Origin of the sequence: Bradyrhizobium sp. RT6a, assembly GCF_040547675.1 — a bacterium.
Classification (GTDB): domain Bacteria; phylum Pseudomonadota; class Alphaproteobacteria; order Rhizobiales; family Xanthobacteraceae; genus Bradyrhizobium.
In genome coordinates, this window is record NZ_JBEPQC010000002.1 from 945,050 (window position 1) to 957,745 (window position 12,696).

At 64.8% G+C, this 12,696-nt stretch carries 15 protein-coding genes and 1 tRNA gene; 7 read left to right on the plus strand and 9 right to left on the minus strand.

Annotated features, from left to right (window positions below):
- Window positions 1-83: 83 nt before the first annotated feature.
- From ABIC03_RS14380 to ABIC03_RS14390, 3 genes are read left to right on the plus strand one after another with little or no spacing between them, the layout of a single operon-like run.
- Entirely contained in the window at window positions 84-641 is a 558-nt protein-coding gene (locus ABIC03_RS14380) for a GbsR/MarR family transcriptional regulator (RefSeq protein WP_354058793.1), read from the plus strand.
- A 16-nt stretch (window positions 642-657) separates the two neighbouring features.
- Window positions 658-1,323 carry a DUF4166 domain-containing protein gene (locus tag ABIC03_RS14385; protein WP_354058794.1) on the plus strand — a complete coding sequence of 222 codons (666 nt, stop codon included), beginning with the start codon at window positions 658-660 and terminating at the stop codon, window positions 1,321-1,323.
- On the plus strand, window positions 1,320-2,756 hold the full coding sequence (locus ABIC03_RS14390; RefSeq protein ID WP_354058795.1) for a TIGR01777 family oxidoreductase: 1,437 nt from the start codon (window positions 1,320-1,322) through the stop codon (window positions 2,754-2,756). The genes ABIC03_RS14385 and ABIC03_RS14390 overlap by 4 nt, the downstream gene beginning before the upstream one ends.
- A 12-nt stretch (window positions 2,757-2,768) precedes the next feature.
- Here the strand turns inward: ABIC03_RS14390 and ABIC03_RS14395 are convergent, their stop codons facing one another.
- Complete coding sequence (locus ABIC03_RS14395; protein WP_354058796.1) at window positions 2,769-3,623, minus strand: LysR family transcriptional regulator; 855 nt, start codon at window positions 3,621-3,623, stop codon at window positions 2,769-2,771.
- Between the two features lie 112 nt (window positions 3,624-3,735).
- Between ABIC03_RS14395 and ABIC03_RS14400 the strand changes: the two genes are divergently transcribed.
- Window positions 3,736-4,158: a tautomerase family protein gene (locus ABIC03_RS14400; protein ID WP_027518492.1), complete on the plus strand. Its 423-nt coding sequence runs from the start codon at window positions 3,736-3,738 to the stop codon at window positions 4,156-4,158.
- Window positions 4,159-4,219: 61 nt separating this feature from the next.
- Here the strand turns inward: ABIC03_RS14400 and ABIC03_RS14405 are convergent, their stop codons facing one another.
- Complete coding sequence (locus tag ABIC03_RS14405) at window positions 4,220-4,933, minus strand: DNA helicase (RefSeq protein ID WP_354058797.1); 714 nt, start codon at window positions 4,931-4,933, stop codon at window positions 4,220-4,222.
- A gap of 197 nt (window positions 4,934-5,130) precedes the next feature.
- Window positions 5,131-5,865, minus strand: a complete 735-nt coding sequence (lipB, locus tag ABIC03_RS14410) for a lipoyl(octanoyl) transferase LipB (RefSeq protein WP_354058798.1) — start codon at window positions 5,863-5,865, stop codon at window positions 5,131-5,133.
- Window positions 5,866-5,945: 80 nt separating this feature from the next.
- On the opposite strand from lipB, the gene ABIC03_RS14415 reads away from it, so the two are divergent.
- Window positions 5,946-6,188, plus strand: a complete 243-nt coding sequence (locus tag ABIC03_RS14415; RefSeq protein ID WP_007603171.1) for a FliM/FliN family flagellar motor switch protein — start codon at window positions 5,946-5,948, stop codon at window positions 6,186-6,188.
- 203 nt (window positions 6,189-6,391) lie between these two features.
- Window positions 6,392-6,476: transfer RNA gene (locus ABIC03_RS14420), tRNA-Leu, on the plus strand.
- Between the two features lie 148 nt (window positions 6,477-6,624).
- Here ABIC03_RS14420 and ABIC03_RS14425 read toward each other — a convergent pair.
- Window positions 6,625-7,446 (minus strand): DUF2182 domain-containing protein, encoded by an 822-nt coding sequence (locus ABIC03_RS14425; protein ID WP_354058799.1) that lies wholly within the window; start codon window positions 7,444-7,446, stop codon window positions 6,625-6,627.
- Between the two features lie 66 nt (window positions 7,447-7,512).
- A complete protein-coding gene (locus ABIC03_RS14430) occupies window positions 7,513-8,142 on the minus strand; it encodes a DUF1326 domain-containing protein (protein ID WP_354058800.1) in 630 nt (209 codons plus the stop codon).
- Between the two features lie 257 nt (window positions 8,143-8,399).
- Between ABIC03_RS14430 and ABIC03_RS14435 the strand changes: the two genes are divergently transcribed.
- The gene (locus tag ABIC03_RS14435; protein WP_354058801.1) at window positions 8,400-9,008 is read left to right on the plus strand and encodes a cysteine hydrolase family protein; all 609 of its coding nucleotides are present in this window, start codon (window positions 8,400-8,402) and stop codon (window positions 9,006-9,008) included.
- A 12-nt stretch (window positions 9,009-9,020) separates the two neighbouring features.
- On the opposite strand, the gene ABIC03_RS14440 is transcribed toward ABIC03_RS14435, so the two are convergent.
- The 4 genes from ABIC03_RS14440 to ABIC03_RS14455 form a co-directional block, all read right to left on the minus strand.
- The gene (locus ABIC03_RS14440; RefSeq protein ID WP_354058802.1) at window positions 9,021-10,181 is read right to left on the minus strand and encodes a DUF305 domain-containing protein; all 1,161 of its coding nucleotides are present in this window, start codon (window positions 10,179-10,181) and stop codon (window positions 9,021-9,023) included.
- Window positions 10,178-10,357, minus strand: a complete 180-nt coding sequence (locus ABIC03_RS14445; protein ID WP_007603181.1) for a CsbD family protein — start codon at window positions 10,355-10,357, stop codon at window positions 10,178-10,180. Before ABIC03_RS14445 ends, ABIC03_RS14440 begins: the two co-directional genes overlap by 4 nt.
- Before the next feature lie 144 nt (window positions 10,358-10,501).
- Window positions 10,502-12,106: an alpha-amylase family glycosyl hydrolase gene (locus ABIC03_RS14450; RefSeq protein ID WP_354058803.1), complete on the minus strand. Its 1,605-nt coding sequence runs from the start codon at window positions 12,104-12,106 to the stop codon at window positions 10,502-10,504.
- Between the two features lie 43 nt (window positions 12,107-12,149).
- Entirely contained in the window at window positions 12,150-12,692 is a 543-nt protein-coding gene (locus tag ABIC03_RS14455) for a hypothetical protein (protein WP_275167995.1), read from the minus strand.
- Window positions 12,693-12,696 lie beyond the last annotated feature (4 nt).

Below are 12,696 nucleotides of genomic sequence, written 5' to 3' on the forward strand. Positions count from 1 at the left end.
TAGGCAATATTGCGAGCCCGTATGCAGGGCGCAAGCCAGGGGATGCTCTTGACGGCCGATCCTATTCGTCAGATATTTCTGTCATGACAGAAATAATCGGAAGAAAGAAACTCCCAGCCGCCGTCGAGCGCTTCATCCTGCATTGGGGCGACATGGGGGACCAGTGGGGGGTCAATCGCTCGGTCAGCCAGATCCACGGGCTGCTCTATCTGGCCGAGGCGCCGATGACGGCCGAGGACATCGCCGACACCCTCGGCATGGCCCGCTCCAACGTCTCCAACTCGCTCAAGGAGCTGCTCGCCTGGAACCTGATCCGGCGCGTCCCGATTCTCGGCGATCGCCGTGACCATTACGAGGCCGAGACCGACATCTGGGAGGTCGCTGCCCGGATCGCGGCGCGGCGCAAGGAGCGGGAGCTTGATCCGGCGATCACAGCGCTCAGGGCCTGCGTGTCCGATGCCGCCGACGATCCGACCATCAATCCGGTCGCGAGCAAACGGCTGAAGGAGATGCTCGCCTTCACCGAGCTCGCCGACCACTGGTTCGTGCAAATGCTGAAGGTGCCGCGGCCGCGGCTGGTCGCCTTGATGCGGCTTGGCGAGAAGATCGCCAATCTGCTGCCGCTGGGCAAGGCCAAATAGGTTTGAGGAGGGTGCGATGACGTCGGCAAGATTATCAGGCTCCAACGCACCGACCTTCGCTCACACGAAACTGCTCGACGATCGCCGCTTCCGCGCGCTGCTGTCGGACGAGGATTGGGGCCGGCTGCCGCTGGCGACCTGGCGACGCTTTTCGAAACGCGTCGCCGACGGCGACAGCGTCGTCTATGTCGGCGTGGTCGATGAGATCGGCTTCAGCGGCATCGGCTGGTGGTTCGCCCAAGCCGCGCGCCTGCTCGGCGGTCCGTTGCCGACCGGCCGCGACACCGGCGTCCCCATCGTCGTCACGGTGACCGAAGACGCCGGGGGCGGCGGCCAGACTTGGACCCGCATCTGCGCGCGCAAGCGCGGCTTTCCGCAAGTGATCCATTCCGCCAAACGCTTTGCCGGTCCGACCGGGCTCGAGGAATATGTCGGCTTCGGCGTCTCGATGGCGCTCCGCATCGCAGTCGAGGACCAGGCGCTGACATTTCGCAGCGCCGGTTATGGGCTCCAGTTTGGACGTCTGTGGATTCCGCTGCCGCGATGGCTGACGCCGGGCGAACTCACGGTGACGCACAGCGATCTCGGCGAGGGCGCCTTCCGCTTCACCCTCGATGTCGTTCATCCGCGTTACGGCGCGCTGATCCACCAGTCCGCCATGTTCAGGGAGGCCGTGTCATGACACAGCTCATGTGGACGCTCATCGCCATCCAGATCGTGATGGGCGTGTTCGACACCTTCTATCACCACGAATTCACCGAACGGCTGGCCTGGCGTCCGTCGCAGCGTTTTGAGCTGAAGCTGCACGGCATCCGCAACATGCTCTATGCGCTGCTGTTCCTCGTGCTCGGCTGGCTCGAAGTCCATGGCGTGCTGGCGCTGCTGGTCGTCGCGGTGCTGGTTGCCGAGATCGTCATCACGCTGATGGATTTCGTCGAGGAGGATCTGAGCCGAAAACTGCCGCCGAGCGAGCGGATCAATCACACGCTGCTCGCGATCAATTACGGCGCCATCCTGGTGCTGCTGCTGCCGATGCTGATCGACTGGGCCCTGCAGCCGTTCGGCGCGAGGCTGGTCCATCAGGGCCTGCTCAGCGTTGCCGCGACGGCCTGTGCGGTCGGTGCGGCGCTCTGCGGGGTCAGGGATTTCGCGGCGACGCGCCGGCTCGGCCGCATGCGAAGCGTTCCCGCGCATGGGCTCGTCGAAAAGCTCTCCGGCCGCAAGACCGTGCTGATATCAGGCGCCACCGGCTTCATCGGCAGCCGCCTCGCAGCGAGCCTCAGCGGAGCAGGGCATCAGGTCATTGCGCTGATCCGCAATCCCGCGAAGGCCGATATGCTGCCGCCGCCGGTCACGCTGATCACCAGCCTCGATCAGCTCGCCTCGGACACGCCTCTCGATGCCATCGTCAATCTCGCCGGCGAGCCGATCGGCAACGGCCTGTGGACCGAGGCGAAGCGCGCGAAGATCCTCAACTCGCGCATCGACATGACAGGCGAGATCGTAAGATTGATCGCGCGGCTGGAGCGCAAGCCCGAGGTGCTCGTCAGCGGCTCTGCGATCGGCTGGTACGGACTGTGGGCCGACCAGGTGCTGACGGAATCGGCGAAGTCGCACGCCTGCTTCAGCCACGAGCTGTGCGCGGCCTGGGAGGCGGCGGCGCGACCGGCGGAGGAGCTCGGCGTCCGCGTGGTCAATTTGCGCATCGGCCTCGTGCTCGGCACCGAAGGCGGCTTCGTCACGCGCATGCTGACGCCGTTCGAGTTCGGGCTCGGCGGTCCCATCGGCACCGGGCGGCAGTGGATGTCCTGGATCGAGCGCGACGATCTGATCCGGCTGATCGCCTATGTGATGGCGACGCCTGATCTGACGGGTCCCGTCAATGCCACCGCGCCGATCCCCGTCACCAACGCAAAGTTCAGCGAGGAGCTCGGCCGCCGTCTGCATCGGCCCGCCGTGTTTCGGATTCCGGGCGGCCTGCTGCGCCGGATCGGCGGCGGCTTCGCCGACGAACTCCTGCTCGGCGGCCAGCGCGTGCTGCCGAACAAGGCGTTAAGCCGCGGTTTTGTGTTCCGCCACGAGACGCTGCGAAGCGCGTTCGAGGCGATCTTGTAAAGCCGTGCGGCGTCAGACCGCCGCCACGCTCCGGAACGTCGCCGCCACCGCGCGCAATGCCGCCAGCTTGGCGGGATCGCTGACCTTCGAATGGAGCATCACCTTCGAGCTGCCGAGTTTCGGCAGCTTGTGCGTCGGCCCGATGTCGACCAGCCCGGGAGGCGCGATCCGTCGCGCCAGCGGCGCGATTGCAAGTCCGGCCAGTGCGGCTGCGACCACGGCGGTGACGCCGCCGCCGACGAAGCGCTCACGCCATTTGAGGCCGGCCTTGTCGAGCGCGCGCACCGCGATGGCGCGAACGCCGCAGGGTGGGGCGAGCGTCGCGAGCGGCAACTGTTCGCCCTTCGGCACGGCAAAGCGTCGTGATGCGAACCAGCCGAACTCGTCCTCGGCCAGCGTCTCGCCGCCGCGGCGGCTGCCTTCCTGGCGCACGATCACCGCATCCAGTTGGCCCGAATCATAAGCCTCCTGCATCTCGCGCGAGAAACCGATGGTGACGGCGAGCGTGAGGTTCGACGACATCGCATGCAGGCGTTCGAGCAGGGGTACCAGTTCGGGGCCTGCGGCGTGATCGGAGATGCCAAGCGAGAGCGACTGCGCGACTGACGCCTCGCCCGACAGCGCGAGGTCATGTGCCGCGATCAGGGCGCGGGCGCGCTCGAGGAAGGTCGCGCCGTCTGCCGTGAGCCGGACTGCGCGCGGCGAGCGCTCGACGAGGCGCTTGCCGAGCAGCGTTTCGAGCCGTTGCAGCTTCAGACTAACCGCTGCCTGCGTCGTGCCGAGCGCTTCGGCGGTCCGCGTAAAGCTCTGGAGGTCGGCGACCATCAGGAAGGCTTGGACCGTGGCGATGTCGAGCGTTGCTATCATAATGATATCTTATCACTGGTATCAACAGAGATAAGATACCAAAATGTCGAGGTCGGGTCTAGCTTCTCCCCAACGCCGCGCAACACTTGCGCGACATCCGAGGAGAACGACCATGCCGCTGATCACCGTGTCCTACACCACCTCCCGCCAGTCGCCTTCGCTGAAAGCCGACATCGCGAGCGCCGTGTCCGAGCTTACCGCAAAAATCCTGCACAAGGATCCGGAGGTCACCGCCATCATCGTGAAGTCAGTGGAGGCGGGCGACTGGTTCGCCGGCGGCAAGTCGCTCGCGGAGCAAAAGCTGGCGAGCTACTGGATCGACATCCACGTCAGCGAAGGCACCAACACCAAGGACGAGAAGGCCACCTACCTCGCCGCGATGTTCCAGCGCATGGCCGGGATCCTGGGCCCGCTGCATCACGAGACCTATCTGCATGTCGACGAGGTCAAGGGCGACGCCTATGGCTTTGGCGGCCTGACCCAGGAACGGCGCTACATCGCCGGCAAGCTCGAGGTTTCGCCGGAGAAGGCATGAGGAGCGAGGCCGCGGGTGAACAACCGCACCCGCGGCCTGAAGCGGTTGGGCCTCCTGATCGTCAGCTCGCTATGCGAAACTGAACTTCGTCCTTGTTCAGGAAACAGGTCTTGTCGAACAGCTTCAGATCGAGCGGGTTTGGCAGCCTGACATCGTCCAGGTCAGGGCAGGGCTTGAGCGAGGGATCATAGGAGCGGTCGATCTGCGAGATAAAGACGACGATCAATCCCTTGTCGCGCGCGAATGATTTCAACGCGCGCACCTGAACGGTGAGGTCGGGATTTTCCCGCCGCTGGTCGAGCAGTTGCAGATAGTCTATCACCACGACCGTGCCACGCGGTGCTGCGGCCATCTGCTTGACGACGTAGTCGGCACTGATGGCGTCGGAGCAGTCGACCTCGAAGAGTTTGTCGAATTGCGCCGGGTCCACGCGGATCGCCCGAAAGCGATCGAAGACGTCTTTCTCGGTGTATTCGAGCGAGAAGAACGCCGCGCGGTGGCCCGACCGCATCGCCTCCACGGCAAGCTCGAGGCTCATCAGCGTCTTGCCCTGGCCGGGGCGCGCGCCGACCAGCACCAGGTCGCCCGGTCGGAATTGCGGGAAGAGCCTGTTGGCCGGCGTCGCTGCGGCCGCTTTCGCCGCGAGCATGCTCCAGGCGGAAAAGCCTTCCGTCGCGGCGATGCGGTCGAGCGCATCGTGCAGCGGGATGCCTTCCTCGCGGGACAGGCGCTTCGCTCTTCGCTTCAGATGATAGATGGGTGCAGACAGTCTCATCGCGAAAACCTCCCATTGCGAGCTGAAACGCAACCCCTCCTTGTGCCTGGCGCTCGAACAGTCGGTCCGATGATCAATTCGCCCGGCATGAATGTACTTTCCCGGCGGAGGGGGGAGGCGTGGGCGACACCGAAATCGAGCGTAGCTGATTCCGGGTTTGCGGAGAATGAGAGAGGCTGGGCGCTCTACAGAAAGCGTCAGACGGCTTCCGCCATCGGCGCCCGGGTTGGCCCGAACAGCTCCTCGAAGGCCTGCCGGAGCGCGACGTCGACATCGGCCATCGTCGCGAGCTGGCCGAGATCGACCAGCGAGGTGACGCCGTAGCGGGGATCGGCGACGCCGCAGGGCACGATGCCGGCGAAATGCGACAGCTCTGGCTCGACATTGATGGCGATGCCGTGGAACGAGACCCAGCGCTTCAGCCGGACGCCGATCGCCGCGATCTTGTCCTCGTGCTCGGGTCCCTTGTCGGGCCGCTTGACCCAGACGCCGACCCGGTCCTCGCGCCGTTCGCCACGGAGGTTGAAGGCAGCGAGTGTCCGCAGAATCAGCTCCTCCAGGCTCGCGACATAGGCCCGGACATCCGGCCGGCGGCGCTTGAGGTCGAGCATGACATAGGCCACGCGCTGGCCGGGCCCGTGATAGGTGAGCTGGCCGCCGCGCCCGGTGGCAAAGGTCGGGAATCGGGCATCGAGCAGGTCGGATTTCTTGCCGGAGGTACCGGACGTGTAGAGCGGGGGGTGCTCCAGCAGCCAGACCAGCTCCGGGGCTTCACCGGCGGCGATCGCCGCGACGCGCGCCTCCATTTCGGTCACGGCCTCCGGATAGGGCACGGGCGCGTCCGAAATCCGCCACTCCACGGGCTCGCCGGAGGAGGCGGAAAACGACGTCAAATCGAGCTCTTGGCGGGGGTTTTGGGGTGAATTAACCATTGGCTAACCATAACCGGGTGATGATCGCAGGCGCAAATACCAAGTCCCTAGTCCTAGTCCCAAGTTGCGGTGGTGCTGCAGTGCCTACTCTCGACAAAGTCACCGTGGATCTCATGGTCGTCCTCGGGACGACCACCATGCCGATCCATCAGGTATTACGTCTTTCCCGCGGCGCCATCATCGAGCTGGACGCAACCGAGGCCGACGAGGTCAAGGTTTTGGCCAATAATTTGCCGGTCGCCTCCGGCGTCGTGCTGGTCGACCGCAACCGGATCGCGGTCGAGGTCAAGCAGATGCTGCCACGCATCCCGGGCACGCGGTAGCGGCCTGGGCACGCGGTAGCGGCCCGGGCACGCGCAGCCGCCTGGGCAGGCGGAAAAGGCCGATCCCGGCGCGAAGAGCCGGAACTTTCCTGCCAAGCTTGTGGAATTCAGGGCCTTTGGAGGCTTGTACCCCTCTGATGGATTTGTTAGATCGGCGCCGTTGATCCGGTTGGCCTTCAAGCCTCAAGCCGGCATCCCCAAAAGCGCTCGTGGCGGAATTGGTAGACGCGCTGCCTTGAGGTGGCAGTGAGTAAAATCGTGGGGGTTCGAGTCCCTCCGAGCGCACCAAGCAAACAGACACGCGAAGGATCTTTTCGCGATCTTCAGTGCCCTACGGGTTCGCGCTGCGAACCCTGGAATGTGGCCTCCACCAGCCTCCGATGTTCGATCTCGCGGCCGAGGGTTCTCCGTCGGCGTGATCGGCCGCCAGCCGTAATCACCGCGGCAAGGTCAGCAGGAGCCAGGCGCCAGCGGCCACACAGGCGATGCCGGCAGCCCGCGCGATCCAGCGTCCCACCGGTGTGACTTTCTCCAAAAGTACAAGCAGCGACAGAAGCGCGATCCAGAGCACGTTCATCACGCCACCCACGAACAACAGCGCCATCAAAACCCAGCAGCAGCCGACACAGTAGCCTCCATGCCGAAAGCCCAGCAGCACGCAGCCTCGCAGGTCGCTGCGAAAGCCGCCGTGGCGCATCAGGAATAGAAAGGGCGACTGACATTGGGCGAGGCAGACGTCTTTCAGCCGTGTCCATTGATAGACGCCCGCCGCGATCAGCACGATGGCGCCGAGCAGGTTGCTCGCGATCGCCATCCGGGAATCCAGCAGGGCAGCCCGCTCGATCGCCCATTGGAGCAAGGTGGCTGCCAGCGAAAAGCCGCACCAGGCGAAAAGATAACCGGCAGCAAACCAGCCGGTCGCGGCGAATGGCTTGCCTTGCGCTTTGCCCTGTCGGCCTACGCGGGCGTACATCAGGATCATCGGCGCGGCAGAGGGAGCCATCATTCCAACCATCATCACCGCCCACATCAGGAACACATAGGCGAACTCGATCGTTCGCCACGGCTCGTTGGCCGGCAGCATGATTCCGGTCCCGGCCGGGATCATGCGGAACTCGGTCATGTCCATGCCGCCCATGTCCATGTCGTTGGCGAGCCAGAGCACATAGCTCCATGCCAGCGCGACAATGAGGACGATCGCGCCGCCGACGATCCAGCGATCGCGCCGCAGCACGGCTTCCAGGGGGCTGTCCGTCATTTGCGATCGATGTTGTGCGATCGATGTTGCCGGCCGCTGATGCAGGCGGGTTATCGGGAGTTTACGTTACGCCTGGTTCGACCAGCGGATCGGTGCATACAGGCCGTTCCTGCCGGAATTATCCCAGCGCATGCCATGATCGCTAAAGGTATTGCCGGCGGCGCCGACGCCCATCACCATGGCGTCGGGGCTGACCGGATGACCGATGTTCACCCACATCTCGCCGCTCGGATGCATGGTCGGTAGCGGATCGACGGACATGTGCAGGATGCCGGGTATTTCCGCGGACCGCGTCTTGCCGTCGATCCGGAACGTGATCGGGACCTTGCGTACCCCCAGGTTCTTGCTGATCAGCGGCGCGAACGCGGCCATGGGACCGCCGGCACCGCCGGTGAAGATTGCAGCCAGGGCTTCGGTCTGATCATCGTTGGCGCGCTGATCGATATAGGCGGCCACCGACCAGTCTCCGTCTGCCATGATCCCAGGTGCGTGGAGGATGACGAGCACATTGAGCTCATCGAGCGCGATATCGCCATAGCGGCCGGTCTCGATGTGGAAGATCAGCGGTACGTTGCAGAAGCCCTCGGTCGGTCGCGCGGTCAACGGGGGCGCCGCCGACACCAGGCAGGGACACACGATGCTGCAACTGCAATTCTCGAAATAGTCACCGGAAAGGTGCCATGGGACATCCGCCATTGCTGTCTCCCGCTTGGCCGAACCCGATAGATGCTTTCGAATGAGCTACGTAGAGTTGAAAATTACGCTTGGTTGGGAAGCCGCGCAAGCCGATTCCACCGACGCCGGGCTTCTCTTGATTGGTCTGCGTCGGCAAGCACTTCCTCCGGTGCGGATGACCGGGGAACGATGGCCGTCGGAATCGCATTGCAGTCGGTGAGCTCGCTGCGGAAATCCCGGCTCCCGGCGCGCGGCCATGTTCCTGATGGTGGAGAACGATGAAAGACAGCGCGTCGGAAGTTACCGACATCAGCGACGCCGTTCACTTGTGCATCGACATGCAGAACATCTTCGCTCCTGGCGGTCTCTGGGAGACGCCATGGATGGCGAGGGTCTTGCCGACGATCGCCTCGATCGTTTCGCGCCATCAGGCCAGAACGATCTTCACGCGATTCATCACGCCCGAGGACCCGGAAGATCGTCCGGGGCAATGGCAGAGCTATTTTCGTCGCTGGCGACAGGCGACCCGCAAGCAGCTTCCGCCGTCCGGTCTTGAACTCGTGCCGGCCCTGAGCCGCTTCGTTCCGCCGGCTGCCATCATCGACAAGCCGGCCTATTCCGCGTTCAGCAATCCCGGTCTCGCGAGCCTGCTGATTGACAAGAACGTCGGCACGGTCGTCATCACCGGGGCGGAGACCGACGTCTGCGTGCTCTCGACGGTCCTGAGCGCCGTCGATCTCGGTTTTCGGGTCGTCATCATCGAGGATGCGCTGTGCAGCTCGTCCGACGTCGGCCACGATGCGCTCATGACGATGTACCGCACTCGCTTTCACGGCCAGGTCGATCTGATGACCGCCGAGGAATTGGCGGAGTTCTGGAGCGAGTAGGGGACGATCCGCTCAATTGAAATTGTCGCCGAGCATGTTGTGGAAGGCGGTGGCGACGGCGGCAATGCCGCTGGCGCCGTGCATCAGCGCGATCTCGCCCTGCTGCTCGTGGCGGATGGCGTGCGCCATCACACGCAGGCGCAGATCGCCGCCGCTATGCCACATCTGGTCAGCCATCTTGACGGCGCCGGCGTGGTGCTTGCTCATCGTTTCGACGAACAGCGAGTCGAATTGATCCGACGGCGCGGCCTTGACCTGTCGCATCTCGGCCTGTGTCAGGAAGCCCGGCATGGCGGCACGTTCGTCCGAGCTGCAATCGGGCATCTCGGTGTCGAACCAGCTCAACCACCACGTCTCGAAAATCCGGTTCTCGCCGGTCTGGCTTGCGACCATCAGCATCGCCAGCTTTCGCAGATGCCGGTCCTGCGCGCGCTCGGCGGCGATCCGGGCCAGCTCGATGCCCTGGGCATGATGCGCGGTCATGTGACGGATGTAACTCTGGTCCGAATCCCTGTCGCGGCCCATCCATGGCGGCTCGTAACCATGGCTGCCGAACAACGCCGTCGCTCCGAGCAGCGCGATCAGAGCCAGCGCGCCGGTGATCCAGGCATTGGTGAAGCGAGCATCGCGCGCGGGTGCCGCGCTTCGCCTCCAGCGCAACCGGGCGAACAGGGGATACATCACGGCCGAGGAGGCGTGAACGAGCAGGCCGATCCAGTAGGGCTGCTGCAGCGTGAACAGCGGCTGCCAGAACGGAAACAGCGGCACCAGCACGAACCATTCCATGCTCGACGAGAACACGGCCCAGGGCAGTGCGAGCAGCAGGATCGTGAGCGGCCGCAGGTCCGCGGTCCAGCGCCCGAGCAGGCCGAAGAACACCACCGCCCAGGAGAAGTCCGCCCATTGATGGAAGGCTATCCCGGCAAGGATCGCGCTCCACGACGGCTCTGCGCTGATCGCCCAATCGCGCGCGGGGATCGCGGCGACCGTCATCCAGTCGACGGCGGCATCGCGTCCGAGGCGCGCGGCGGAGAGCTGGCTGACGATGGTCGAGAAGGTGCTGCTGATCAGGCCGAGTTCGGCAGCGGCGATCCAGCGCGAGCGTCGCCGTGAGGCGCCTTCATCACCGGTGCGAATCGAATTGGAAATGGCTGACGGCGCGGCGGCGTTCACGTCAGCTGATTGAGTTTCTTCAACGGATTGAGCTCGCTCGGCTTGCTCTGTTCGTCCCGGCCGCGCTCCGCCTGCTCCTTGCCTTCCTCATGGAGATCCTGATCGCCGACGATCTCGCCGACGGCCTGTTTCGCCTTGCCAGCGATCCGCTGACCGAGGCCCTTGGTCTTGCTCATGGTCTGCCTCCACGCTCGCGCCGCTACCCCGGCGCTTGAAGGGGGATGAGCGCCGGGGCCGCGGTTTCGTCTATTCAGCCTCCGGCAGGGGGACGTCGGAAGCGTTGAATGAGACTCGCTGCCGCGCGGATGGTTCCTCGGCCGTCATCTTGGCTCGAGTTCGATGATCACGCCTTCATTGCCGCGGAGCAGGATTGAGGCGCCCGGCAACGGCTCGGACGGCAGGTCGAGATGCGTCGACATCAGCAGGCGGCCGCGACCTTGCCAATGCCACTTCCGCGGCTCGGCGGCGATGTTGAGCACGACCAGAATTTCCTTGCCGCCGTCCGTCCGCCTGTAGGCAAGAACGTCGTTCTGCGAGCGTAGCGGCTCGTAGCCGCCGTGGCGCAGGCACGCGTGCTCGCGCCGCAGCGTCATCAGCGCGCGAAACAGCGTCAGGATCGAACGTGGGTCGCGCTGCTGCGCGGCCACGTTGGCTGCGCCGTCGGGAGGCTCCAGCGGCAGCCATGGATCGCCGGTTGTAAAGCCGCCGTTGCTGCTGTCATCCCATCGCATCGGCGCGCGCTCGGGATCGCGGCAAAGGCCGTACCCCGGCACGAGCTTCTCGAAGGGATCGTGGACGCGGTCGGGCGGGATGGGAACGCGCTTGCGGCCGATCTCGTCGCCCATGAAGAAGAATGGCGTTCCCCGCAGCGTCATCAGCAGCATCGCCAGCACGCGCATTTGCGGCTCGCCGATCTTGCTCGCGATCCGCTGCTTGTCGTGACCACCGATCACCCAGACCGGCCAAGCATGATCCGGGATAGCGTTGAAATACGCGTCGATCGTTGCTTGCAGGGACAGCGCGTCCCATTGCGAGTCGAGCAGTGCGAAATTGAGCGGCAGATGCAGGCGCGGTCGGTCGTTGCCGTAGAAGTGGCCGATGCGGTCGGTCTTGCCCTGGACTTCGCCGCACAACATCCGCCCTGGATAGCCATCGATCACCTCGCGGATGAATTCGATGCAATCCATCGTCTCCGGTCGGTCGTCGGTAAAGACGGGCGTCTGGCGCTGCGGCGGCGGCTTGCCTTCCGCTTGCGGGTTATGCGGATTGTCGCGGAGCAGCGCGTCCTTGATCAGCACCGCGCTGGCGTCGACGCGGAAGCCGTCGACGCCGCGATCGAGCCAGAAGCGCATGACATCGGCGATCGCAGCGCGCAGCTGCGGGTTTCTCCAGTTCAGATCGGGCTGCTCGACCAGGAAGGAATGGTAGTAATATTGCCGCCGCGCCTCGCACCATTCCCAGCCGCTGCCGCCAAACCGGCTCAGCCAGTTGTTGGGCGGGCCGCCATTCTCGGCCGCGTCGGCCCAGAAGTACCAATCGGCCTTCGCGCTGTTCCGTGAACTGCTGCTCTCGACGAACCATGCGTGGTCGTTCGCGGTATGATTGGGCACGAGATCGAGGATCACGCGGATCCCCGCCGTGTGCAGGGCCTTGAGCAGGCGGTCGAACGCGTCGAGGTTGCCGAACGCAGGGTCAATGGAGCAGTAGTCGGAGATGTCGTAGCCGAGGTCGCGGAACGGGCTCTTGTGGATCGGCGTCAGCCACACCGCGTCGACGCCGAGCCATTTCAGATAGTCGATCCGCGAGGTCAGGCCGGCGAGGTCGCCCTTGCCGTCGCCGTCCGAGTCCTGGAACGAGATCAGTGCGATTTCGTAGATGACGGCGGATTTCCACCACGCACCTTCGTTACGGGACGCCTCGCTCATTGCCTTGCATCACCTCGTCTTGCATTACCTCGTCGTGTGGCCTTCAGGTACGTCCCGCCGTAGCGTTCGCTGCGATCTGCTTGGCCGCGGTTCGGGCGCTCTCGATGCCCTTGGGATAGCCGCTACGGTTCGGATACAGCTTGCGCCGTGCGTCGCGCGGCGGCCGCTGCGGCTTGGTATCCTGCGCGGCGCGGTAGTCGAGCATCGCGATGCCGCCGACCATCAGCAGCGCCAGCGCGATATTGCCCTTTTTGGGATTGTCCGCGGTCAGCCCCGAGAGCAGCGCGGCGGCATCGAGGCCGTCGCCGCCGACGCGGGCCCACAGGCCGGCGTTCTTCTCGACCGAGAGCGTCATGATCCCGGCCAGAATCTCGCGCACGCCGAAGGTGCGAACCAACGTCTCATGGCCTTCCATGCCCAGCGTCTCCGTGACGCGCCGCGGGGCGAAGAATTCCACGACGCCGAGACCGATGCTGAACCAGCCGAGCGCACGGGCGAGCTGGTCTTCGGGCCGCTTCAGGCTCGGGCCGCCCTCGACGATTTTCGGGTCGCCCTTGGTGCGAACGATGTTGGAAAAATGAAACATGGAC

What these genes read in the sequence shown, in the direction of transcription:
- ABIC03_RS14385 (WP_354058794.1), top strand. Translation starts at nt 658, where the DNA reads ATGACGTCGGCAAGATTATCAGGCTCCAACGCACCGACCTTCGCTCAC.
- ABIC03_RS14425 (WP_354058799.1), bottom strand. Translation starts at nt 7,446, where the DNA reads ATGACGGACAGCCCCCTGGAAGCCGTGCTGCGGCGCGATCGCTGGATC.
- ABIC03_RS14390 (WP_354058795.1), top strand. Translation starts at nt 1,320, where the DNA reads ATGACACAGCTCATGTGGACGCTCATCGCCATCCAGATCGTGATGGGC.
- ABIC03_RS14455 (WP_275167995.1), bottom strand. Translation starts at nt 12,692, where the DNA reads ATGTTTCATTTTTCCAACATCGTTCGCACCAAGGGCGACCCGAAAATC.
- ABIC03_RS14445 (WP_007603181.1), bottom strand. Translation starts at nt 10,357, where the DNA reads ATGAGCAAGACCAAGGGCCTCGGTCAGCGGATCGCTGGCAAGGCGAAA.
- ABIC03_RS14380 (WP_354058793.1), top strand. Translation starts at nt 84, where the DNA reads ATGACAGAAATAATCGGAAGAAAGAAACTCCCAGCCGCCGTCGAGCGC.
- lipB (WP_354058798.1), bottom strand. Translation starts at nt 5,865, where the DNA reads ATGGTTAATTCACCCCAAAACCCCCGCCAAGAGCTCGATTTGACGTCG.
- ABIC03_RS14435 (WP_354058801.1), top strand. Translation starts at nt 8,400, where the DNA reads ATGAAAGACAGCGCGTCGGAAGTTACCGACATCAGCGACGCCGTTCAC.
- ABIC03_RS14450 (WP_354058803.1), bottom strand. Translation starts at nt 12,106, where the DNA reads ATGAGCGAGGCGTCCCGTAACGAAGGTGCGTGGTGGAAATCCGCCGTC.
- ABIC03_RS14395 (WP_354058796.1), bottom strand. Translation starts at nt 3,623, where the DNA reads ATGATAGCAACGCTCGACATCGCCACGGTCCAAGCCTTCCTGATGGTC.
- ABIC03_RS14405 (WP_354058797.1), bottom strand. Translation starts at nt 4,933, where the DNA reads ATGAGACTGTCTGCACCCATCTATCATCTGAAGCGAAGAGCGAAGCGC.
- ABIC03_RS14400 (WP_027518492.1), top strand. Translation starts at nt 3,736, where the DNA reads ATGCCGCTGATCACCGTGTCCTACACCACCTCCCGCCAGTCGCCTTCG.
- ABIC03_RS14430 (WP_354058800.1), bottom strand. Translation starts at nt 8,142, where the DNA reads ATGGCGGATGTCCCATGGCACCTTTCCGGTGACTATTTCGAGAATTGC.